The 23,945-nt window shown below is 37.0% G+C and carries 20 protein-coding genes; all 20 read left to right on the forward strand.

Annotated elements, in window-relative coordinates:
* The first annotated feature begins 51 nt into the window (after positions 1-51).
* The 20 genes from DWZ63_RS12455 (at position 52) to DWZ63_RS12550 (ending at position 23,936) form a co-directional block, all read left to right on the forward strand.
* Positions 52-666, forward strand: a complete 615-nt coding sequence (locus DWZ63_RS12455) for a TetR/AcrR family transcriptional regulator (protein WP_055942220.1) — start codon at positions 52-54, stop codon at positions 664-666.
* 156 nt (positions 667-822) lie between these two features.
* The gene (locus DWZ63_RS12460; RefSeq protein WP_118500066.1) at positions 823-2,613 is read left to right on the forward strand and encodes an ABC transporter ATP-binding protein; all 1,791 of its coding nucleotides are present in this window, start codon (positions 823-825) and stop codon (positions 2,611-2,613) included.
* The gene (locus DWZ63_RS12465) at positions 2,610-4,343 is read left to right on the forward strand and encodes an ABC transporter ATP-binding protein (RefSeq protein ID WP_055942214.1); all 1,734 of its coding nucleotides are present in this window, start codon (positions 2,610-2,612) and stop codon (positions 4,341-4,343) included. The genes DWZ63_RS12460 and DWZ63_RS12465 overlap by 4 nt, the downstream gene beginning before the upstream one ends.
* Positions 4,344-4,785: 442 nt before the next feature.
* The gene (locus DWZ63_RS12470) at positions 4,786-5,778 is read left to right on the forward strand and encodes an aldo/keto reductase (protein ID WP_055942210.1); all 993 of its coding nucleotides are present in this window, start codon (positions 4,786-4,788) and stop codon (positions 5,776-5,778) included.
* A gap of 147 nt (positions 5,779-5,925) precedes the next feature.
* The gene (udp, locus tag DWZ63_RS12475; RefSeq protein ID WP_055942207.1) at positions 5,926-6,720 is read left to right on the forward strand and encodes a uridine phosphorylase; all 795 of its coding nucleotides are present in this window, start codon (positions 5,926-5,928) and stop codon (positions 6,718-6,720) included.
* 61 nt (positions 6,721-6,781) lie between these two features.
* Positions 6,782-7,195: a cytidine deaminase gene (cdd, locus tag DWZ63_RS12480; protein WP_022013365.1), complete on the forward strand. Its 414-nt coding sequence runs from the start codon at positions 6,782-6,784 to the stop codon at positions 7,193-7,195.
* A gap of 142 nt (positions 7,196-7,337) precedes the next feature.
* Positions 7,338-8,531, forward strand: a complete 1,194-nt coding sequence (locus tag DWZ63_RS12485) for a phosphopentomutase (RefSeq protein WP_055942204.1) — start codon at positions 7,338-7,340, stop codon at positions 8,529-8,531.
* Between the two features lie 301 nt (positions 8,532-8,832).
* Entirely contained in the window at positions 8,833-9,531 is a 699-nt protein-coding gene (locus tag DWZ63_RS12490; protein ID WP_055942202.1) for an ABC transporter ATP-binding protein, read from the forward strand.
* Between the two features lie 85 nt (positions 9,532-9,616).
* Positions 9,617-11,875 carry an ABC transporter permease gene (locus DWZ63_RS12495; RefSeq protein ID WP_055942200.1) on the forward strand — a complete coding sequence of 753 codons (2,259 nt, stop codon included), beginning with the start codon at positions 9,617-9,619 and terminating at the stop codon, positions 11,873-11,875.
* 26 nt (positions 11,876-11,901) lie between these two features.
* Positions 11,902-12,126, forward strand: a complete 225-nt coding sequence (locus DWZ63_RS12500) for an Ig-like domain-containing protein (RefSeq protein ID WP_055942197.1) — start codon at positions 11,902-11,904, stop codon at positions 12,124-12,126.
* Between the two features lie 197 nt (positions 12,127-12,323).
* Positions 12,324-13,625, forward strand: a complete 1,302-nt coding sequence (locus tag DWZ63_RS12505) for a 6-phosphofructokinase (RefSeq protein ID WP_118500067.1) — start codon at positions 12,324-12,326, stop codon at positions 13,623-13,625.
* Positions 13,626-13,791: 166 nt separating this feature from the next.
* On the forward strand, positions 13,792-14,976 hold the full coding sequence (locus DWZ63_RS12510; RefSeq protein WP_022014228.1) for a methyltransferase domain-containing protein: 1,185 nt from the start codon (positions 13,792-13,794) through the stop codon (positions 14,974-14,976).
* Between the two features lie 286 nt (positions 14,977-15,262).
* A complete protein-coding gene (rfbA, locus tag DWZ63_RS12515) occupies positions 15,263-16,159 on the forward strand; it encodes a glucose-1-phosphate thymidylyltransferase RfbA (RefSeq protein ID WP_055942190.1) in 897 nt (298 codons plus the stop codon).
* Between the two features lie 16 nt (positions 16,160-16,175).
* Positions 16,176-17,198, forward strand: coding sequence for a dTDP-glucose 4,6-dehydratase (rfbB, locus tag DWZ63_RS12520; protein ID WP_022014226.1), 1,023 nt, complete (start codon positions 16,176-16,178; stop codon positions 17,196-17,198).
* A 396-nt stretch (positions 17,199-17,594) separates the two neighbouring features.
* Positions 17,595-18,515: a dTDP-4-dehydrorhamnose reductase gene (gene rfbD, locus DWZ63_RS12525; RefSeq protein ID WP_055942186.1), complete on the forward strand. Its 921-nt coding sequence runs from the start codon at positions 17,595-17,597 to the stop codon at positions 18,513-18,515.
* A 17-nt stretch (positions 18,516-18,532) separates the two neighbouring features.
* Positions 18,533-20,017: an AAA family ATPase gene (locus DWZ63_RS12530; RefSeq protein ID WP_055942183.1), complete on the forward strand. Its 1,485-nt coding sequence runs from the start codon at positions 18,533-18,535 to the stop codon at positions 20,015-20,017.
* Positions 20,018-20,137: 120 nt separating this feature from the next.
* Positions 20,138-20,818, forward strand: a complete 681-nt coding sequence (locus DWZ63_RS12535) for a response regulator transcription factor (RefSeq protein WP_055942180.1) — start codon at positions 20,138-20,140, stop codon at positions 20,816-20,818.
* A gap of 184 nt (positions 20,819-21,002) precedes the next feature.
* The gene (locus tag DWZ63_RS12540; RefSeq protein WP_055942177.1) at positions 21,003-21,908 is read left to right on the forward strand and encodes an ABC transporter ATP-binding protein; all 906 of its coding nucleotides are present in this window, start codon (positions 21,003-21,005) and stop codon (positions 21,906-21,908) included.
* 157 nt (positions 21,909-22,065) lie between these two features.
* Positions 22,066-22,911: an ABC transporter permease gene (locus DWZ63_RS12545; protein ID WP_055942174.1), complete on the forward strand. Its 846-nt coding sequence runs from the start codon at positions 22,066-22,068 to the stop codon at positions 22,909-22,911.
* A gap of 125 nt (positions 22,912-23,036) precedes the next feature.
* Positions 23,037-23,936 (forward strand): HAMP domain-containing sensor histidine kinase, encoded by a 900-nt coding sequence (locus DWZ63_RS12550; protein WP_118500068.1) that lies wholly within the window; start codon positions 23,037-23,039, stop codon positions 23,934-23,936.
* Positions 23,937-23,945 lie beyond the last annotated feature (9 nt).

The following is a 23,945-nucleotide window of genomic DNA, read 5'->3' on the forward strand; positions in this document are numbered from 1 at the left end:
AAATAACAGTGTTACAATAACATTGTTACACAAAGAGAAAGGACAAAAAATATGCGACATGAAGCGGCAGGAGTGACAGAAATTCTGCTTGACAGTGCAAAGAATGAATTTTTAGAATATGGTTTTCACGATGCGAGCCTTAGAAGGGTTGCAGCAAAAAGTGGCGTCAGTACAAATTCCATATACACCAGATTTCACGATAAGACCGGACTTTTTGGTGCTGTTGTGAAAGAAGCGGCAGACGGACTTATGGAAATTTATCTGAATAGTATCAGTGAAGCAAAGGAAACTTTTGATGTTAAACAGGCAATGCAGATTGGCGGTGAGGGTACGGACATTGTATTAAAGTATATTTATAAGTACAAGGATGAATTTAAACTGATATTCTGCTGTTCTGTGGGAACTGAATATGAAAATTATTTTGATAAACTTGCGGCAATTGAAGAAAATTATTATAGACAGTTTGCAAAACAATTTTCAGACGGAAAGCATAGTGTAGATGATTTTTTCATACATGTATATTGCACAACGGGATGGCAGTATGTTTATGAGATCGTGTCACATGATAAGAGTTATGAGGAGGCGAAAGAGTATATGGATAATGTAAGGACATTTAATTATGCCGGCTGGAAAGCCGTTCTTGGAATTACAGAGGAGTCTAAATAAAAAGTTTTTTATAAGTTGTATAAATTTTATAAAATAAAAAAGTTAATAATGGCAGTACAATAATTATCAGTTAAATATTGTTACTGCCTAAAAAAATAACTTTAGGTTAGTAAAAACTAATTATAGTAATATAAAACAAACAAGGAGGACTCATAAATGGAGACAAAAAAGAAATCTGCATTTTCAAAACTTATGGAATTTGCCGGAAATCATAAATATTTTTCCTATATTTCATGTGTTTTGGCAGTTATCAGTGCATGGGTTGCATTGATACCATTTTATGATGTGTGGTGCATCATAAAGGAGGTTCTTGAAGTAAGACCTGATTTTTCAAAGGCAGTACATATTACCTCATACGGCTGGCAGGCGGTAGGATTTGCACTGCTTGCGATGGCATTTTATATCGCATCACTTATGTGTTCGCACAAAGCGGCATTCAGGGTACAGGCAAATATGCGTGTGTATATGATGGAGCATATAATGAAGCTGCCACTTGGTTATGTAGAGTCAAAGGGCACAGGTAAGATAAGAAAGATAGTTACGGATTCGTCTGCGGCTACTGAGACATATCTTGCACACAATCTTCCGGATAAGGCAGTTTCCTATGCGACACCTATAGGACTTCTTGCTATGATGGCAGTATTTGACTGGCGGCTTGGGCTTATAAGTCTGATTCCTACCGTACTTGCATTTGGCATTATGGGAACGATGATGATGGGACCAAAGATGGCGGAGGATATGAAACAATATCAGAATTCGCTTGAAACAATGTCTGCTGAGGCAGTCGAGTATGTAAGAGGTGTGCCGGTTTTAAAGACTTTTGGTCAGACGGTGTTCTCGTTTAAGAGATTTAAGGCTGCGATAGATGACTATGAAAAATGGACTATCGATTATACAAAGGCAATGATGCTTCCGATGATAGGCTTTACCGTATTTTCAAATGCCATATTTGCGGCACTTATAATAGCTGCATATGTACTCTGTGGCAACACTATTACAGATACATTTTTGTTAAATCTTATCTTTTATATTCTTATAACGGCAACACTCACCACAACGCTTATGAAAGTTGCATATGCAGGTGAGTCGCAGATGATAGTTGAGGATGCATTAAACAGAATGGATGAGATACTTGATGTAAAAGAACTTCCGAACGGAACTTCTGACAATAAGATTAAAGATGCATCTGTTTCGCTTAAGAATGTTAAATTCTCATATGACGATGCAAAGACTAATGCCGTTGATGGCATCTCACTTGATATAAAAGCAGGTGAGCATATTGCATTTGTCGGACCGTCAGGCGGCGGAAAGACAACACTTGCATCACTTATTGCAAGATTTTGGGATGTAAATAGCGGAAGCATATCAATAGGCGGTGTTGATGTAAAAAATATTGAATCTGATAAACTTATGGATACTATCTCTTATGTTTTTCAGGACAGTAAACTTTTAAAGACTTCGATTCTTGAAAATATAAGAATGGGAAGACCTGATGCTTCTGACGCAGAGGTTCTCGATGCACTGAAAAAAGCACAATGCAGTGATATTATTGCCAAACTTCCGCAGGGAGTAAATACTGTTATCGGCTCAAAAGGTACATATGTATCAGGCGGCGAGATGCAGCGTCTTTCCATTGCGAGAGCTTTCCTGAAGAATGCACCTATACTTATACTTGACGAGGCAACGGCATTTGCTGATCCTGACAACGAGAGAAAAGTACAGCTTGCATTTGAAAATCTTTCAAAAGACAAGACTGTAATAATGATAGCACACAGATTATCAACGGTGACAAATGCCGACCGTATTTATGTCCTTAAAGATGGAAAGATAGCTGAGTCGGGCACACATGAGACACTTGTCGATGCTGGCGGTGTTTATACTCATATGTGGAATGAATACAATAAATCTGTAAACTGGCAGGTTGGAAAGGCAGGTAAAGCTATATGATAGATAGATTAAAACATAAATATGCACTGTCAGAAAAAGGTGCAAAAGATATGGTAAAGGCTTTTGTGGCAGTTACGCTTGCAAACCTCGTGCTTATGCTTCCGGTAGGTCTTTTGTATGAACTGGCATCATATCTGTTTGAGGGAAAAGTACCGACAGAGCAGAAAGGATTTTTCATTGGCGGAATAGTAGTTGTGCTTGTTCTTATCGCACTTACAACAGTATTTCAGTACAGGGCAACATTTTTATCAACTTATGTTGAGAGCGGTGTCAGACGAAGGGCACTTGCTGAGAAATTAAGAAGACTTCCGTTATCATTTTTTGGAAAGAAGGATTTGTCGGACCTTACAAATGCGATAATGTCTGACTGTGCACTTATCGAAACGGCAAGTTCGCACTGGATACCTGAGCTTATCGGTGCAATGATTTCAACAATGCTTATAGTGATAGGATTATTTTTCTTTAACTGGAAGATGGCACTTGCAGCAGTGTGGGTGATGCCTATAGCTTTTATTATAGTTCTCAATTCAAGAAAGGCATTAAGAAATACACATAAAAAGACAATGAAATATAAACTTGCGTGTCAGGATGGTATTCAGGAGGGACTTGAGACGATAAGAGATTTGAGAGCTAACAACATGACGGACAATTATATGGACGGTCTTGAGTCAAAGATAAGAGATATAGAGAAACATTCCATTGTTCTTGAATTTTCAAATGCAGCCTTTGTCTGCTCGGCACAGATGATATTAAAATTTGGAATAGGAACGGTTGCACTTGTGGGAAGTACACTTCTTATTAAAGGAGAGATAGATGTGCTTACATTATTTGTTTTCCTGCTGGTGGTTACGAGAATGTATGAGCCTTTACAGATAGCATTACAAAATCTGTCTGCATTGATAAGCCTTGACACTACCTGTGAGAGAATGGACGAAATATTGTCACATGATGAGCAGACAGGAAAAGAGAAACTTATAAACAACGGTTATGACATAACTTTTGAAAATGTGGGATTTTCTTATGAGGACGGAAAGGTCATTTTGTCAGATGTTGATTTCGTCGCAAAACAGGGCGAAGTGACAGCACTTATCGGACCGTCAGGAGGTGGAAAAACTACCGTATCAAGACTTGCCGCAAGATTTTGGGATTGTAATAGAGGAAAGATTTCTGTTGGTGGAATGGATGTATCAGAGATAGAGCCTGAAAGTCTATTGTCGCTTTATTCAATAGTATTTCAGGATGTAACACTTTTTAACAACACGATAATGGAAAATATAAGGGTTGGTAAAAAAGATGCGACAGACGAAGAAGTCATGGCAGCAGCAAAACTTGCAAACTGTACGCAGTTTATTGAAAAACTTCCTGATAGGTGGAATACTATGATAGGTGAAAACGGCTCGGAACTTTCAGGAGGAGAGAGACAGAGAATATCAGTTGCGAGAGCATTTTTAAAGGATGCACCTATAATACTTATGGATGAAGCGACAGCTTCTCTTGATGTTGATAACGAATCTGTCATACAGGAGTCTATTTCAAAACTTATCAAAGATAAAACTGTTCTTATAATCGCACACAGAATGAGGACGGTCGACGGTGCAGATAAGATAGTTGTGCTTAAAGACGGCGTAGTTGCAGAGCAGGGAACACCTGAAGAATTAAAAGAGCAGAACGGCATTTATAAGCATATGTTTGATATGCAGCTTGAAACGCAGAGTTGGAAATACTGCTAGAAAATACAATTAAAAAAGGAAAAAACATGCCGGATGGATTTATATATTTTAATAAATCTGTCCGGAATTTTTTGACATATGCAGGCATATGTAAAGTATTTTTTATTGTGTATAGTCTGTGATATAAAATTAAAATGTAATATATGAAGCCGTTTATAACTAAAATATTGATTGGAAATTATAAATGTGATAACTTGGTATGAGTAGATAAATATTTATAAAGCTAAAGAAAGTGTTTTAGTAAAATAAAGATTGGCAAGAGTTTGAAAATAATAGCTGATCTAGCTAAAAGTTAAAATCGAAGAATATTTCTTGACTGAAAGTGGAGAAAATGATAATTTAAAATGAGCCAATAAATAAAAATAGATTAAGCCGAAAGCAATGGACTTTTATTGAGTAGAAGTAAAAGAGTCAACATAAAAAAATGGAGGTAACAGTGTATATGTATAAAGCAGATAAAAAAAGATATGATAGTATGCAGTATAACAGATGTGGCAAAAGTGGTTTAAAGTTGCCGATAGTATCACTTGGTCTATGGCATAATTTTGGTGATATATCATCTTATGACAATATGAAACAGATGTGTTTTACGGCATTTGATAATGGCATAACACATTTTGACCTTGCAAATAATTATGGACCGGAACCAGGAAGTGCTGAAAAGCATTTTGGTATGATATTAAAAGAGCATTTTGCACCATACCGTGATGAGCTGATAATCAGCACAAAAGCAGGTTTTGATATGTGGGAGGGTCCATATGGTGACTGGGGAAGCCGTAAATATCTGATAGCAAGTCTTGACCAGAGTTTAAAGCGTATGGGGCTTGACTATGTGGATATTTTTTATCATCACAGAATGGATCCGGATACTCCTCTTGAGGAGACAATGGGTGCACTCGACCAGATAGTAAAAAGCGGAAAGGCTTTATATGCAGGTCTTTCAAACTATGACGGAGAGACGATGAAAAAGGCTTGTGAGATATTAAATAACCTTAGATGTCCGTTTATCATAAATCAGAATTCATATAATATTTTTAACCGCACAATAGAAAATAACGGACTTAAAAAGGCGGCAAGGGAAAGCGGAAAGGGAATTATTTCATTTAGCCCGCTTGCACAGGGTATGCTGACGGACAGATATTTAAATGGTATTCCGACAGACAGCCGTGTTGTGACAGATGGAAGATTTCTGCATAAAGAACAACTGGGAGAGGACAGGATAAGCGTTATCAGAAAGTTAAACGATTTAGCATCAAAAAGAGGTGAAACACTTGCACAGATGGCACTTAAGTGGGTTGTAAAGGACAGTGATGTTACAAGTGTTCTGATAGGTGCGTCAAAACCGCAGCAGATACTTGAAAACTTAAAAGTTATGCAGGCGGCAGATTTTTCTGATGAGGAGTTAAAACTGATAGATGATATTTGCGGCATTTGAAATAATGGTAAATCAATTCTTATTGAAAAATAATTGACCATATCGTCATATATTAGTAAAATATAGTTAGTGATAATATTATGTACCCTTGAAATTATTCATTCAGAAAATTCCAAGGGTACAAAAAGACAAGGAGGAGGAATGGACATGGTAGACTATAGCGAGGGCTCAGGAAAACAGTACCATACGGGCGTTGGAAGGGGCGATGTTGGAAGATATGTTATAATGCCGGGAGATCCCAAAAGATGTGAAAAGATAGCTGCTTTTCTTGATGAGCCAAAATTTGTTGCAGACAACCGAGAGTATGTTACATATACCGGAAAACTCGATGGCATTAAGGTTAGTGTCACTTCGACCGGGATAGGCGGACCATCTGCCGCAATAGCACTTCAGGAGCTTACAGCCTGTGGAGCAGACACTTTTTTGAGAGTCGGTACCTGCGGAGGTATGCAGGATGATGTACTCGGTGGTGATATAGTTATCGCAAACGGAGCCGTAAGAATGGAGGGCACTTCAAAAGAATATGCACCTATAGAATATCCGGCGGTGGCAGATATAAATGTGATAAACGCCATGATGACTTCGGCAGAAAAATTAAAATTAAAATATCATGTCGGAGTAGTTCAGAGTAAGGATTCTTTTTTCGGTCAGCATGAGCCGGAGCTTATGCCTGTAGGATATGAACTTCAGAACAAATGGGATGCATGGATAAAGATGGGGTGTCTTGCATCGGAGATGGAAACAGCGGCACTTCTCATTGCAGGAAGTTATCTCAGAGTGAGAGTCGGTGCGTGTTTTTTAGTGCTTGCCAATCAGGAGAGAGCTAAAAAAGGACTTTCAAATGTGCAGGTGCACGACACAAAGACAGCAATAGAAACAGCAGTTGGAGCAGTAAGAGAACTTATTAAAAAGGATAATATTAAAAAAACAATAAACAGATAAATACCATTAAAACAGGTATAAAATAAAAAAGAAAGTATGAAAAAATGGAGGACTTATAATTATGAACGCAGAAGGACTTTTAGTAATGGCATCGGTGACAAGACATTCAGCATATGCACCATATTCGCATTTTAAGGTAGGAGCAGCACTTTTAACTGAGAGAGGAAAAATATACACAGGATGCAATATTGAAAATGCAGCATACACACCGTCAAACTGTGCGGAGAGAACAGCATTTTTTAAGGCTGTAAGTGATGGAGAGAGAAATTTCAGGGCTATCGCTATTGTCGGTGGAAAAGAGGGTGAAAAAGATTATGATTTTTGCTCGCCATGCGGTGTATGCAGACAGGTTATGATGGAGTTTTGTGACCCTGAGGAGTTTGAGATAGTTCTTGGGAATTCAGCCGGAGACATAAAAGTTATCAAATTAAAAGATATACTTCCGGAGGGATTTGGACCGGAAAATCTTGAGTAGTGCATCATGTCACTGGCTTTCAGGCGGGTAACGCAGAGCAGATTTAATATAATGGCATTATTAAAACATGATTAACTGCTGTCCAAACAACAAATAGGTTTTATACAACTTCGTGGTAAGTTGTTCAGAAATGAGGGATAGTATGAGCTTTAAATATAAGAGGATTTTTACGATAGTTATTGATTCAATGGGTATTGGTGAAATGGCAGATGCGGCAAATTTTGATGATGCAGGAGCAGATACACTTGGACATATTTCGCAGTCCGTTGAAACATTTGAAATACCTAATTTCAGAAAACTGGGGCTTGCCAATCTTAAGCCTTTAAAACAGGTCGCACCGGTAAAAGAGCCACTCGGATATTATTTTGCGATGAATGAAAGAAGCAATGGCAAGGATACCATGACAGGACACTGGGAAATGATGGGAATAAACACCACAAAACCGTTTATCACATTTACCGAAACAGGATTTCCAAAGGAACTTATCGCAGAGCTTGAAAAAAGAACAGGCAGAAAGATAATAGGAAATAAAGCCGCAAGCGGCACTGTTATATTGGATGAACTTGGTGAGGAGGAGATAAAGACAGGAGCTTTGATAGTCTACACTTCTGCTGACTCGGTTATGCAGATATGCGGCAATGAAGAAACGATGGGGCTTGATAATCTCTACAGATATTGTGAGATAGCACGAGAACTTACTATGAGAGACGAGTGGCGTGTCGGAAGAGTTATTGCAAGACCATATACAGGCAGTAAAAAAGGTGAGTTTGTGCGAACGAGCAATAGACATGATTATGCTTTAAAGCCGACAGGACGCACTGTTCTTAACTCACTTAAGGATGCAGGACTTGATGTTATATCAGTGGGTAAGATAAATGACATATTTGCAGGAGAGGGCATCACTGAGAGCAATCGTTCAAAATCAAGTGTTCACGGTATGGAGCAGACCATAGAGATAGCAAAAAGAGATTTTACAGGTCTTTGTTTTGTAAATCTTGTTGATTTTGATGCACTTTGGGGTCATAGGAGAAATCCGGTCGGCTATGCAAAAGAGATAGAAAAGTTTGACAAAAATCTTGGCATATTGCTTGATGAACTCAAGGAAGATGATCTTCTCATAATAACGGCAGACCATGGAAATGACCCGACATATAAGGGGACAGACCACACGAGAGAAAAAGTGCCGTTTGTGGCATATTCTCCATCATTTAAGGGAAGTGGCGGGCTGCCTGAGACAGACACATTTGCCGTTATCGGAGCAACAGTTGCAGAGAACTTTGGTGTGGAAATGCCGGAGGGCACTATCGGGACATCGGTGTTTAATAAATTAAAGTAAAAAAATTAAAATCAAATATTGATAACTAATTAAAGTTAGCATATACTAATAAAAGTGTTAGTGTATGCTAACTTTTTTGTTGGAATCCATTGACATATGCATGAAAATGTGATACATATATTCATATGAACAATCATTCATATGAAATGGTTGCCAAAATCAAAAATGAAAAATATACGGAGAGTATTCTGTAGGTATTTGCGAAACTATCATAAACCTTGATTAAATTGTGCAATTAACACAATACATAATTAGTTTCGCAATCACCTAGGAGAGTATCCGCATTGGAAGGAGTGATATTATGTTTCTTGAAATTAAAAATATCAGAAAACATTATGGAGAGGGAGAAAGCAGGGTTGAGGTTTTAAAAGGAATTGACATAGAGATTGAAAAGGGTGAGATATGTGTTCTGCTTGGTCCGTCAGGTTCGGGAAAGTCTACGCTTCTTAATATCATCGGAGGGATAGATTATGCCGATGATGGTTATATAGCCATAAACGGTGATAAGATTGAGGATATGAATGAGAAGCAGCTTACAAGATACAGGAGAAAGCATCTCGGATATGTTTTTCAGATGTATAATCTTATACCAAACCTTAACATAAAGGAAAATGTCGAGACAGGTGCCTATCTTAGCGACAATCCTATGAATACAGATGAGATATTAAAAGGTCTTGGGCTTTACGAGCATAGACATAAGCTTCCAAATCAACTTTCAGGCGGACAGCAGCAGAGGACATCTATAGGCAGGGCGATAATAAAAAATCCTGATCTTCTGCTCTGTGATGAACCAACTGGAGCACTTGATTACAATACATCTAAGGAAATCCTTAAGCTGATAGAGAGTATAAATCAGAAATATGGAAATACCATAATAATCGTAACTCATAATGATGCAATTAAAAATATGGCTGATAGGGTTATCACATTGAGAGACGGAGAGATAAGAAAAAACTATAAAAATGTAAATAAGATTTCAGCTAAGGAACTTGAATGGTAAAGGGGCAGCACGCACAATATTTGTGTCTGTGCACACTTGACACAAACTTAATATGCACAAAAAGTGTGTAGAAAAGAGGCTTAATATGAGAAATCCACTTATAAAAAGACTTCCGAGAGAGTTAAAAGGAGATATAGGCAAGTATCTTGTTATCTTTTTGTTTATGACTATGCTTATCAGTCTTGTGTCTGGTTTTTTGGTGGCTGACAATAGCGTATATGATGCATATGAAAAGGGATTTGAAAAATACAATGTGGAATATGCAGATTTCGTGACGGCAGACGAAATGTCTGACGAAACGATAAAAGAGCTTGAAAACGATAATAAAGTCAGGATTTATGACCAGAGGTATTATAAATTAAAGGAGTCAAAGAGAAATGCGACCATAAGAGTATATGGTGAGAGGAAAGAAGTAAATAAGCTTTGTATAATGTCAGGCAGGCTTGCAAAAGCTGATGACGAGATTACACTTGACAGAGTTTTTGCAAAAAACAATGATTATAAAGTTGGTGACAATATAAAAATAGGAGATAAAGATTATAAGATAACAGGTTTTGTGGCAATGCCTGATTATAGTTGTCTGTTTGAAGATAACGCTGATATGATGTTTGATTCAGTAAATTTCGGTGTGGCTTCGATGACGGATTCAGGTCTTAAAAAGCTTAAAAAGAGTAAGTTAAATTACTGTTATGCCATGAGATATAACAAGAAGCCAAAAAGTGACAAGGAACAGAAAAATATGTCTGATGATTTTCTCAAAAGTCTGGCGAAAAAAGCTGCAGTCACTTCCTATATACCTCGCTGTGAAAATAAAGCAATAAACTTTACCGGAGATGATATGGGCGGAGATAAGGCAATGTTTATTTTATTTGACTATATCGTAATAGCGATACTTGCATTTGTCTTTGCCATAACGACATCCAACACGATAATAAAAGAGGCAGGTGTTATAGGCACTTTAAGGGCATCAGGATATACCAGAGGAGAAATCGTAAGACATTATATGATAAATCCTGTAACAGTTACACTTATATCTGCTATAATAGGAAATGTCGTGGGATATACTGTTATGGTAAAATATATGGCATCAATGTATTATAACAGTTACAGTCTGCCAACATACAATACTTTATGGAATGCAGAAGCATTTATAGATACGACTGTTATTCCGGTGATACTAATGTTTATCATAAATTATTTTGTATTAGCATCAAAATTAAGGATTTCACCGCTTAAATTTTTACGCAGGGAACTTTCTAAAAGGACGAGAAGAAAAGCAGTGAGATTAAACACGAAGATACCGTTTATGCACCGGTTCAGATTGAGGGTTGTTTTTCAAAATATATCAAACTACATAACATTGCTTGCAGGTATCTTATTTGCGTCGGTCATAGTTATATTCAGTCTTATGTTTGGTCCGCTTATTGATGATTATTCAAAACTTGTTGGAAAGAGTATAATAGCTGATTATCAATATGTCCTTAAAGCACCTGCAGAAACTAAGGTATCAGGAGCTGAAAAATATTGTGTGGAGAGTTTAAAGACACTTCCGGGAAAATATATGGAAGATGAGATAACGATTTATGGAATATCAGATAACAGCAAATATGTTAAAGCTGATATACCTGACGGAAAGGTTTATGTGTCAAATGGTTATATGGATAAATTCGGTATAGAAAAAGGAGATAAAATAGAACTTAAAGACCCTTACAGCAACAAGAAATATAAGTTTGAAGTTGCAGGCTCATATAAATATGATGCCGTTATATCGGTGTTTATGAACAGAAATACTTTTATAAAAAAATTTGATAAGGATGATGATTACTATAGTGGGTATTTCAGCAATAAAAAATTAAAGGATATAGACGATGATTATGTTGCGGGAATAATTACAGTAAAGGATTTAAGAAAAGTGTCAACACAGATGAAAGTGTCGATGGGTGATTTTATGGATTTGATAAAGTATTTTGGTGTTATAATGTTTATACTTTTGATGTACCTGTTATCAAAACAGATAATAGAGAAAAATAGCAATTCAATAGCACTCACAAAGATACTCGGATATTCGGACATGGAGATAGGAGGTCTTTATATCATTACCACTTTTGCGGTGGTGGTTATATCACTGCTTTTGTCGATACCTATAGTAAATGTCATTATGCGTTGGATGTTTTCTTCGTATCTTTATACCCAGATGACAGGTTATATTCCTTATATCATATCAGACAGTTGTTATGTTAAAATGTTTGTTATGGGTGTTATCAGCTATCTTGCGGTATGTGTCATTCAGATGATAAAAATAAAGAAGATACCAAAGAGTGATGCACTTAAAAATGTAGAATAAGATAAATTCAAAAGTCGGTACTGGTGATGGATGATGCAAAGTGGGGACAGACACTTCAAGGTGACAAAGCAGACGAAACACCTGTATTTGAAGGAAAGAAAATAACATTTATTTCATCGAATGTTAATGTTGCAACTGTAACAGGGGCAGGAAAGGTGACCGGAAAGAAAAAAGGGAAGTGCGTGATTTATTGTATTACACATAATGGCATAAAGAAAAAAGTCAGCGTTAATGTATTAAAAGCTAAATAAAAGTCGGTAAAGGAGCTGTCTGACAAAAATACATTAAAAAACAGTTATTTGTTACCATGAAAATTAGATTTCTCAAATGAAAATAAAGGAGTATAATGCTTTCGGGATAAAATTTTACAATATGCGGATAATGACTTTATTGTTTGTAAGTTGTTTCTGCATATTGTATAAAAAATCAGAAGGGAACAAATAGCATTATGAGAAAAAGAGTTTTAGTTGCACAGTCAGGAGGTCCGACAGTGGCAATCAATGCATCGCTTGCAGGAGTTATTGCAGGTGTTGTGAGGTCTGGTGAATATGAGAGGATAATTGGAGCAGCCAATGGGATTTTGGGTGTATTAAATGAAAGGTTTACAGACCTCTCGATATTTGAAAATGATGTAAAAGCAGGCAATGACAGTATCAGTGATATCGTGACATCAGGCAATGATGATGTTCAAAAAGCGTGGTGTCCAAAATCTCAGCTAGACAGGCTTGCAGTCACTCCGTCGATGTATCTTGGTTCATGCCGTTTTAAACTTCCGTTTTATGAAGAAGATTCACAGCTTTATGAGAAGATTTTTGCTATATTGGACAAGAATGATATCGGTATGTTTTTCTATATTGGCGGAAATGATTCCATGGATACCGTAAATAAGCTGTCAGCATATGCAAAAAGCATAAGCTCTGATATAAGATTTGCAGGTATTCCTAAGTCTATTGACAATGATCTTCCGCACACTGACCATACTCCGGGATATGGTTCTGCTGCAAAATATATAGCGGCATCAATAGCGGAGATGGCACATGATGTAAAAATATATGACATTCCGTGTGTGACTATCATAGAGCTGATGGGAAGAAATGCAGGATGGCTTACGGGTGCTGCGGCACTTGCGAGAAGTGAATACAACGAGCTGCCGCAGCTTATATATCTCCCCGAAGTGGATTTTGATAAGGATGAATTTATAGAAGATGTAAAAAATGAGCTGAAAAAATCAAATTGCGTTATGGTTGCAGTATCAGAAGGGATACATGACAGTGACGGAAACTATATCAATGCAGGCACTTCAGACACTTTTGGTCATGATCAGCTTGGTGGTGCGGCAAAAACTCTTGAGCTTCTGGTGAAAGAAAAGCTTCATATAAAATGCAGGAGTGTGGAAATCAATATCATGCAACGATGTGCAGCACATATGGCAGCAGGGACGGATATCAGAGAAGCCTATGAGCTTGGAATTGCCGGAGCAAAATATGCGATAGAGGGCAATACAGGTTTTATCCCTGTTTTGAAAAGAATATCCGATGAACCATACAGGTCGGTTATAGAATATGCAGACCTAAAAAGCATTGCGAATGTAGAAAAGAAAGTGCCTTTAGAGTGGATAAATAAAGCTCATAATAATGTGACGGACAATATGCTTGAGTATGTTAAGCCGCTTATAAATGGTGAGATAATGCTCCATTACAAAAACGGACTGCCTGATCATCTGTGGCAGGATACGAAATATATGGATTAACTGAAAAATAATTATAACAACCCCTTTATACTGTGTGAAGGGCATTTCAAGTGCGTTTTAGCGGTATAAGGGGGTTGTTGTGTATGGAAACGGAGGTGGAAATTTTCATTATTGCAAAGTAAGGTGTAAAGTATTATACTATTCTTAATACAAAATAAGGAGCAATATGAAAAAAGAGGGATTTTATTCATCGGGTGAATTTGCAAAAAAAGCTCATGTCACCAAAAAGACGATAAGATATTATGACGAGCATAACATATTAAAACCGTCTTTTGTAAGTGATAGTGGTGCGAGATTTTATTCGGATGAAGATTTTGCACGACTACAACAGATATTATTTCTTAAATATCTTGGTTTTTCTCTTGCTGATATAAAGGAAATGACAGTCAGAAATTCAGATAAGCATTTTTTCTCAGAGTCACTTCATATGCAGCTTGGTCTTATTGAGGAAAAAATAGAACAGATGCAGCTTATAAAGACGGCATTAGTTGATGCGTCAAAGGCAGTCAAGCAGGAAAAAAATGTTGACTGGAGCAAGATGATGCAGCTTGTAAATGTAAATGAAATGGAACACAAGCTTAAAGTCCAGTATCAGAACTCATCAAATATCTCGGCGAGGATAAATCTTCATGAGGAATTTTCAAAAAATAAGCAGGGTTGGTTTCCATGGCTTTTTGAGCAGTGTGAGCTTAAATCAGGTGAAAGTGTGCTTGAACTTGGCTGCGGAGATGCCTCTTTGTGGAGGATGAACAGGGAGAAGATACCTGAAAAGATAAATGTTATTTTATCAGATATTTCTGACGGTATGATAAGAGATGTAAGGCGTTCAATGAAAGATATGGGAGAAGATTTTTTGTTTGAAGTCATGGATGCACATCATATAAATGCACCAGATGAGAGTTTTGACATAGTTATTGCAAACCATGTACTTTTTTACTGTGAGGATTTAGAAAAGGTGTGCAGTGAGATAAAGCGTGTTTTAAAACCGGGCGGAAGATTTGTTGGCAGCACTTACGGAAATGCTCACATGAAAGAGATAAGTATGCTTGTAAGTGACTTCGACAGCAGGATAGTTTTGTCTGCTGACAGACTTTATGAAAAATTTGGTAAACAAAACGGCGGCAAGATACTTGAAAAGTTTTTTTCAGATGTTTCATGGTCTGAATATGAGGATTATCTTGAGGTGACAAAACCGGAGTCTCTTATCTCGTATGTTCTTTCGTGCCATGGAAACCAGAATAGATTTATAGTTGACAGATACAATGATTTTGTGTCTTTTGTAAAGAAAAAGACAAAGTACGGTTTTGATGTAACGAAAGAGGCGGGGGTTTTTCGTGCCGTGAAAAAATAAATCTGGCTTAAAGTAAGAGATGTTTTTGAAAAAGGCAAGAAGAAAGAAAAAATAAATGATAATATAAGGAATAAACTGTCGAGAAGCTGAAAAAATTAGATAATATATGATAAAAATACATATAAATATAGAAAATTTAGCATATAAAATATAAAAATTATATAAAAAATAAAAAAAGACTTGCATATGCCCTTAGGGCACCTTTTATAATGTAGTCACAGTTAAAATTCAGTTGGGATCATGTACGAAATTTAGAATGATCTCACAGATAAAATGGAGGATTACTATGAAAGGAATTATTTTAGCAGGCGGTTCAGGTACAAGACTTTATCCGCTTACAAGAGTAACAAGTAAACAGCTTTTGCCAATCTATGACAAACCGATGATTTATTATCCTATGTCAGTGCTTATGAATGCAGGAATAAGAGATATTCTTATTATCTCAACACCTCAGGACACACCTAGATTTGAAGAACTTTTAGGCGACGGTCATCAGTTTGGCGTAAATCTTTCATATGAGGTACAGCCAAGTCCTGACGGACTCGCACAGGCATTTATAATCGGTGAGAAATTTATCGGTGATGACAATGTTGCGATGGTACTCGGAGACAATATCTTTGCGGGACATGGTCTTAAAAAGCGTCTTAACGAGGCAGTTAAAAATGCTGAGAGCGGAAAGGGTGCGACAGTATTCGGATATTATGTTGACGACCCTGAGAGATTTGGTATCGTTGAGTTTGACAAAAATGGAAAGGCTGTTTCCATTGAAGAAAAACCTGAGAAACCTAAGAGTAATTACTGCGTGACAGGTCTTTATTTCTATGACAATAAGGTAGTAGAGTATGCAAAGAACCTCAAACCGTCGGCGAGAGGTGAGCTTGAGATAACAGACCTCAACCGTATATATCTTGAAAAAGGTAGCTTAAATGTTGAACTTTTAGGACAGGGATTTACATGGCTTGATACAGGTACACATGAGAGTCTTGTGGAAGCAACAAACTTTGTAAAGACGGTTGAACAGCACCAGCACAGAAAGATTGCCTGCCTTGAGGAAATCGCATATCTTAACGAATGGATTTCAAAAGAGGAAGTCTTAAAAGTATATGAACTTTTAAAGAAAAACCAGTACGGACAGTACCTTAAAGATGTACTCGACGGAAAATACCAGGAAAATTTATATTGATAAAAGGAGAACTAAAATGACTATTATAGTAACAGGTGGAGCAGGATTTATTGGAAGTAACTTTGTTTTTCATATGTTAAATAAATATCCGGATTATCGTATAATCTGTCTTGATTGTCTTACATATGCAGGTAATTTATCAACACTTGCACCGGTTATGGACAATCCTAATTTTAGATTTGTAAAAGAGGATATAACTAACCGTGAGGCAGTTTATAAATTATTTGAGGAAGAAAAGCCTGACATGGTAGTAAACTTTGCGGCTGAGAGCCATGTTGACCGTTCAATCGAGGACCCGGAGGTATTCCTTCGCACAAATATCATGGGTACTGCCGTACTCATGGATGCGTGCCGCAAATACGGTATCAAGAGATACCATCAGGTATCAACAGATGAAGTTTACGGAGATCTTCCGTTGGACAGACCAGATCTTTTCTTTACAGAGGAGACACCGATACATACAAGCAGTCCTTACAGTTCATCTAAGGCTTCAGCAGATCTTCTTGTACTTGCTTATCACAGAACTTATGGACTTCCTGTAACGATAAGCCGTTGCTCAAACAATTATGGACCATACCATTTCCCGGAGAAACTTATACCTCTTATGATTGCAAATGCACTCAATGATAAGCCACTTCCTGTTTACGGAAAAGGTGAAAATGTGCGTGACTGGCTCTATGTTGAGGATCACTGCCGTGCCATCGACCTTATCATTCACAATGGCAGAGTAGGAGAGGTTTACAATGTTGGTGGTCATAATGAGATGACAAATATTGATATTGTTAAGATAATCTGTAAAGAACTTGGAAAGCCTGAGAGCCTTATCACATATGTTGCTGACCGTAAAGGACATGATATGCGTTATGCCATCGATCCTACAAAGATTCACAATGAGCTTGGCTGGCTTCCTGAAACAAAATTTGCAGATGGAATAAAGAAGACAATAAAATGGTATCTTGATAACAAAGAGTGGTGGGAGACTATCATTTCAGGCGAATATCAGAATTACTACGAGAAGATGTACGGAAACAGACAGTAAAAAAAGCTGAAAGTGAAGGATACTTTTTGGATTAAGGTTAAGAAAATAATCAAAAGCTGAAAATAAAGGTAGCTTTTTGAAATAGTGTCAGGAAAATAATCAAAGGCTGAAAGAGTAAAATGTTTCTTGGCTGAAATTCAAGAGGATGAGAATTTACAAAGAGCTTGATAAAAAATAAGACAGGGATGTGTGATATTAAGCATACATCCCTGTAAATAAATATAAAGTGATGCAGTATGTTAGGAAACAGATAGAAATGTATTTTTACATATAAATTGTCATCTATTGGAAAAACAGTGATGATTGCATAATAATGCAGCAATTTTAAGGACCGGTTGAGTCTGGGTAAACATTATAAAAAATGAAAATGCAATATTATAAAGTGAGGGAACAGACATGAAAATTTTAGTTACAGGTGTCGGCGGACAGCTCGGCTTTGATGTGATGAACGAACTTGCAAAGCGTGGTCATGAAGGCATTGGAAGTGATATTTTAGCTGAGGTTACATCTATTGATGCACCTTATGTGCAGATGGATATAACAGATGGTGATGCAGTTTCAAAAAATATCAAAGAAATCAAACCCGATGCGGTTATCCATTGTGCGGCATGGACAGCGGTTGATGCGGCAGAAGATGAGGACAAGCAGGAAAAAGTTTTTGCAATCAATTCAACAGGAACAGAAAATATAGCAAAAGTATGTAAAGAGATTGATGTTCCTATGATGTATATAAGCACTGATTATGTGTTTGACGGTCAGGGAGAAAAACCGTGGGAGCCTGACTGCAAGGATTATAAGCCTTTAAATGTTTACGGAAGTTCAAAACTTAAGGGTGAACTTGCCGTATCAGGCATATTAGATAAATATTTTATAGTAAGAATAGCATGGGTATTTGGAAAAAACGGTTCAAACTTTATAAAGACAATGCTCAATGTCGCAAAGACACATGACAAACTTACTGTTGTGAATGACCAGATAGGTACACCAACTTATACATTTGACCTTGCAAGGCTTCTTGTCGATATGATAGAAACTGACAAGTATGGTTATTATCATGCTACAAATGAGGGCGGTTATATAAGCTGGTATGATTTTACAAAGGAGATATTCAGACAGGCAGTAAAACTTGGCAGAACTGAGTACAGCGAAGAAAAAGTTCAGGTAAGTCCTGTTACAACGGCAGAGTACGGTGTATCAAAAGCCGCAAGACCATTTAACAGCAGACTTGACAAGAGCAAACTTGTTAAGAATGGATTTAAGCCGCTTCCGACATGGCAGGATGCAGTTGAGCGTTATTTAAAGGAAATCGAATTTTAATACGAGAGGAGAAAATGATGCCTGTATTTGATTTTAACAGTGTACCTGATGAAGAAAAGAAAAATGCGGTATGCACATACGAGATATTTATGTCAAGCGAGGAGAGTGCATCACCTCAAAAGCCTATACTGGTGATAGATAATAAAAACAAACAATGGAAGCATCATTCATATGGAATGTTTACCAATCCCATAAAACGCACAACATTTGAATTTAATGAAGATGCGGGAGTTGAAGTTTCAGATATATTAAAGGTTGATGCAAGATTTGTAAGTCTGCTCAAATGGCTTGGAGAGAGCCATATCAATGTAAGGCTTTCAGGCGAAAATACGGCTGAGGGATATGCTGTTTATAAGATAAGCGAAGTTGCACACGGAAATACTTCAAAGTTATCTGCGGAGGACGGTTTCCTTCAATATATGATAGAAAGACTTTTTGCGAGTGATGCTCCTTCAAAGGTCGTAAATGACGAGGAGGAAGACGAGAGCGGAGATGGAATGAAGCTGACAAGCCTTCAGAGTGTTACCGATTTTATCAACTGTGCGGGGGCAACACTTCCTGATAATATCAGACTGTGGGCGAGAAGAAACCTTGCGGTAGCAAAATCGCACGAAGTATCTCCGGAGGAAAGACGGCACGCACAGAGAGCATTATCTATCATGATGAACATAAAGTGGAAAAGCAATTACTTTGAAACGATAGATATTGTCGAGGCAAGAAAGATACTCGATGAAGAACTCTATGGAATGGAGAGAGTAAAACAGCGTATCATAGAAACGATAGTACAGATAAACCGTACGCATACACTTCCGGCATATGGAATATTGCTTGTAGGACCTGCAGGAACAGGTAAATCACAGATTGCATATGCGGTTGCAAGAATACTCAAACTTCCATGGACAACACTTGATATGAGTTCGATAAGTGACCCGGAACAGCTTACGGGAAGTTCAAGAATATATTCAAATGCAAAATCAGGTATCATTATAGATGCGTTTGAGATGGCAGGAGAGTCAAATCTTGTATTTATCATAAACGAGCTTGACAAGGCAACATCAAACAAAGGTCATGGAAATCCGGCGGATGTACTTCTCACGCTCCTTGACAATATCGGATTTACTGACAACTACATAGAATGTATGGTTCCGACAGTCGGTGTCTATCCTATTGCGACCGCAAATGACAAATCAAAGATAAGTGCACCTTTAATGTCGAGATTTGCGGTTATAGATATACCTGACTATACGGCAGAGGAAAAACAGGTTATTTTCAAGAATTTCTGTATGCCAAAGGTACTTAAGAGAATGGGCATGAGAAATGAGGAATGTATCGTTACACCTGAGGCGGTGGCAGCAGTAGTCGAAAAATTCTCAAATACAACAGGAATACGCGACCTTGAGCAGGCAGCAGAGCACATTGCGGCAAATACACTTTATCAGATAGAGGTCGATAAGGTGGAGAGCGTTACTGTCACTAAAGAGATGGTTGACGGATTGTTTTAAGTTGTTTTAGAATAAGGCTATATGGAAATGCGGAGTTGTCCGTGTTTCTGTGTGGTCTTATTTTAGTTATAGTAATCCAAGTTATATTTACTATTTATATATGGAAAGGGTGTTATTAGATTGAAAAGCAAAAATATATTGATAGCGGAGGATGATGTAAATATAAACAATCTGCTGAAAGAGGCTCTTGAGCGTGAGGGGTATGTGTGCAGACAGGCATTTTCGGGGACTGAAGCCATATTGCTTCTTGAGAGGGAAGAACCGTCGGTCATACTGTTAGACCTTATGCTACCGGGTATGACGGGAGAACAGGTGCTTGCAAAAATAAGAGAAAACAGCGATATACCGGTTATCGTGCTTACTGCAAAAGACGGGATGGACGAAAAACTTAATCTTCTGCAAAACGGAGCAGACGATTATATTACAAAGCCTTTTAATATAGACGAGGTAGCTGCGAGGGTAAAGATACAGCTTCGCCATGCAGGACATGAAAAAGAGGATGAGAAAATAAAAATTGATGGATTTGAACTGGATATAAAAACACATCAGATATGGATAGAGGGAGAGGAACTTAAAAAGCTCACCAGGCAGGAGTTTGAAATTTTAAGGCTGCTTGCACAAAATCCCAAAAGAGTATTTAGCAAAGAGGCAATTTTTACATATGCATGGCAGGAGGAATATATGGGCGAAACAAAAACACTCGATGTGCATATAAGCAATATACGAAAAAAGATAAAAAAGATAACTGACAAAGAGTTTATCCGGACGGTATGGGGTATCGGATACCGCTTTGCGGACTAAATATATGTGTAGAAACAAACAGATCAAAGCATTAGCCGGCAGATTTACGGCTTATTGCTTTGATTTTACTGTTTTATGGGAAAATATAAATTCTTTACTTTTTCTTTACTTTTTCTTAGCGTTTTATTATGAAATGGCTCTTAAAATAAATGTTGTAAAATAAAAATAGAAAGGAAAAACTATTATGAGTGATATTTTATTAGAAACACACGCATTAACGAAACAGTTTCGGAAACATAAGGCAGTTGATGAAATCAATATGCATATAAAACGGGGAGGTATCTATGGTTTTATTGGGAGGAATGGTGCCGGTAAGACCACTTTTTTAAAAATGATAAGTGGTCTTGCTAATCCGTCTTCCGGTGATTATTCGCTGTTTGGTTATTCGGGAAAGGATTTATCAAAGGTTAGGTCAAGGGTTGGCTGTCTTATCGAAGAACCGGGTCTTTATATAAATATGTCAGCATATGACAATCTTATGATAAAGGCAAAGCTTTTTGGGATAAGTGATAAAAAATATGTTTCTGAGCTTCTTGATATGGTAGGCTTGGCAGATGTCGGAAAGAAAAAAACAAAGAATTTTTCTCTTGGTATGAAACAGCGTCTTGGCATAGCTCTTGCAATGGTTGGAAATCCTGATTTTCTGGTACTTGATGAGCCGATAAACGGACTTGATCCGCAGGGAATTGTGGAAGTCAGGGATATGCTTGCAGGACTTGCTAAGGAAAGGAACATTACCATTCTTATATCAAGTCATATATTAGAGGAACTTTCAAAAGTATGTACGGATTTTGGCATAATACACAAAGGAAATCTTTTACAGGAGCTTTCGCAGGAACAGCTTATGCAGCAGTGCAGTAAGCGTATTGAACTGGTGCTTGATGAGCCTAAAAAGGCAGTTGTCACACTTGATGAAATAGGAGTTCACGATTATGAAGTCATTGATAAGTCACATATTTACATTTATGAAAGACTTGAGGAGAGTGCTTATATAAATGAAAGACTTGTAAATTCAGGAGTGTGTCCGAGAGAGATAAAAGTAAATCAGGAAGAACTTGAAAGTTATTTTTTGAATATGACGGCGGATTAGAAAGCCGTTGATAAACAGTGGTGTGGGAAGTAAAAGTGTTACTATACAGGCTTTGTGTCTGTGCATACCTGACGCAAAGTTATATAGCATAAAAGATAAAAATATGTGTAACACAAAATATGTGTAACACAAAATTTGTGCAGAAATGGAGATTATTATGTTTAATATAATAAAAATGGATTTATATAAAATGTTTAAAATGAGGTCGTTTTATGTTGTAAATATAATTGCAATGGTATCTGTTGCAATCATGCTGTTGTTTGTGGTTGTTGATGCTGATAAAACAGATTTAAAGGGCAGCAATGCTACTACTGTATATGAAGATAAAGATCAGAATGTTAAACTTGGGGTAGATGTTGATGATTCGCAGCTTCTTGGAACTGAGCAGAATGTTTTAACGATATACAGCAGCTTTATGTCATCAGGGTTCTATCTCTTTTTTAGTGTTATTTTCACAATGATATTTGCGTTAAGTGAAAATAAAAACGGATATATTAAAAACATCGGAGGACAGGTCAGACACCGCTGGCAGCTTTTTGTTTCCAAATTGACAGCTATATTTATATATATTTTTATGTTTGACCTTATATTGCTGGTTGTTCAGTCAGTAATATGGTTTATTGCAAAAGGAAATTTTGGGGCAGGCAGCTTTAGCGAATATATTACTTTTATTATTTCGCAGTTTTTGTTACAATATGTATTTGTAACCGTTTGTACGGCAATCGCAATAATAACAAAAAGCAGGGTTTTCAGTATGACGGTAGCGGTATGCATGTCATTTGGAATGGGCAAGCTGGCGTGTATGGGAATTGACGCCGGAATATATAAGCTTTTAAACCGTGAGGTTTCTTTGGAAAAATATCTCATTACAACAAAAATAGGCAACATGCTTCCAAATATGGACATGGCACAGATAAGGAACATCATAGTATTTGCGGCTGTATATTTCATTGTTTCCGTATTTGTGGGAATAATTAGCGTGGAAAAGAGAGATATGGTATGATATACAGGTGGTTGTGAAACTCAGTATATGTTTTTTTGTTTGCGAATATCTGCTTGACTTATTTAAAGAACGACTGAGTTTTGAAAATGTCTGATTGTGTTAATGGAGGGAGGAGCCGGAAATAAATGGAAAAAATAATAATTATAATGCTCATTATTACATTAGGTATATTTATATATATGTACTTTACATTACGCAGTCAGATTAAGGATATCACCGCTCAGCTTGATTTTATTGAAAAAAACAGGAGTAATGCATTGATAACGATACGGGTGAAAGCAGGCGGATCAAAAGCACTTGCAGCTGCACTTAATGAAATGCTTGAGAATCACAGGGCTGAGCGTGTGATGTGGAAGAAAAAAGAAAATGAAATTTCATGTATATATACAAATCTTTCACATGATATAAGAACTCCGCTTACATCACTTGACGGATATTTTCAGCTTTTGTCAGAATCAGAAGATAAGGAGAAAAACAAACGGTATATTTCAGTGATAAAAGGCAGGATAAAAGCTCTTTCAGATATGCTTGAGGAATTATTTATGTTTACAAAACTGGAGAATAAGACTTATAATATTAAATTGTACAAATGTGACATGAGTGAGATAGTCAGGGAAACATTATTTTCTTATTTTGACGAGTGGGAGAAAAAAGCTATTGTACCTGAGCTGAAGCTGACCGAAGAAAAATTGTATTTTTATGGAAATGAGCAGATGATGCACCGTATTTTGCAAAATATAATAAAAAATGTATTGGAACATGGTGAGAAGAAGGTTGAGATATGTTTAAACTCAATTAAAAATGAGATAAGACTTACAATTCAAAATGAGGTGACAAAACCTGATGAAATTGATATATCCCGAATTTTTGAGAGGTTTTATAAGGCGGATGTGGTAAGGAGCAAAACTTCAACAGGACTTGGGATGGCAATCGCAAAGGAAATGACAGAGGATATGGGTGGAAAAATAGAAGCAGAACTTAATGATAACATATTTAAGGTAAGTTTGTTTTTTAAAAGGTTGTGATGTTATCAG

This window comes from Clostridium sp. AF34-13, assembly GCF_003477845.1.
GTDB classification, from domain to species: Bacteria; Bacillota; Clostridia; order Lachnospirales; family Lachnospiraceae; genus Butyribacter; species Butyribacter intestini.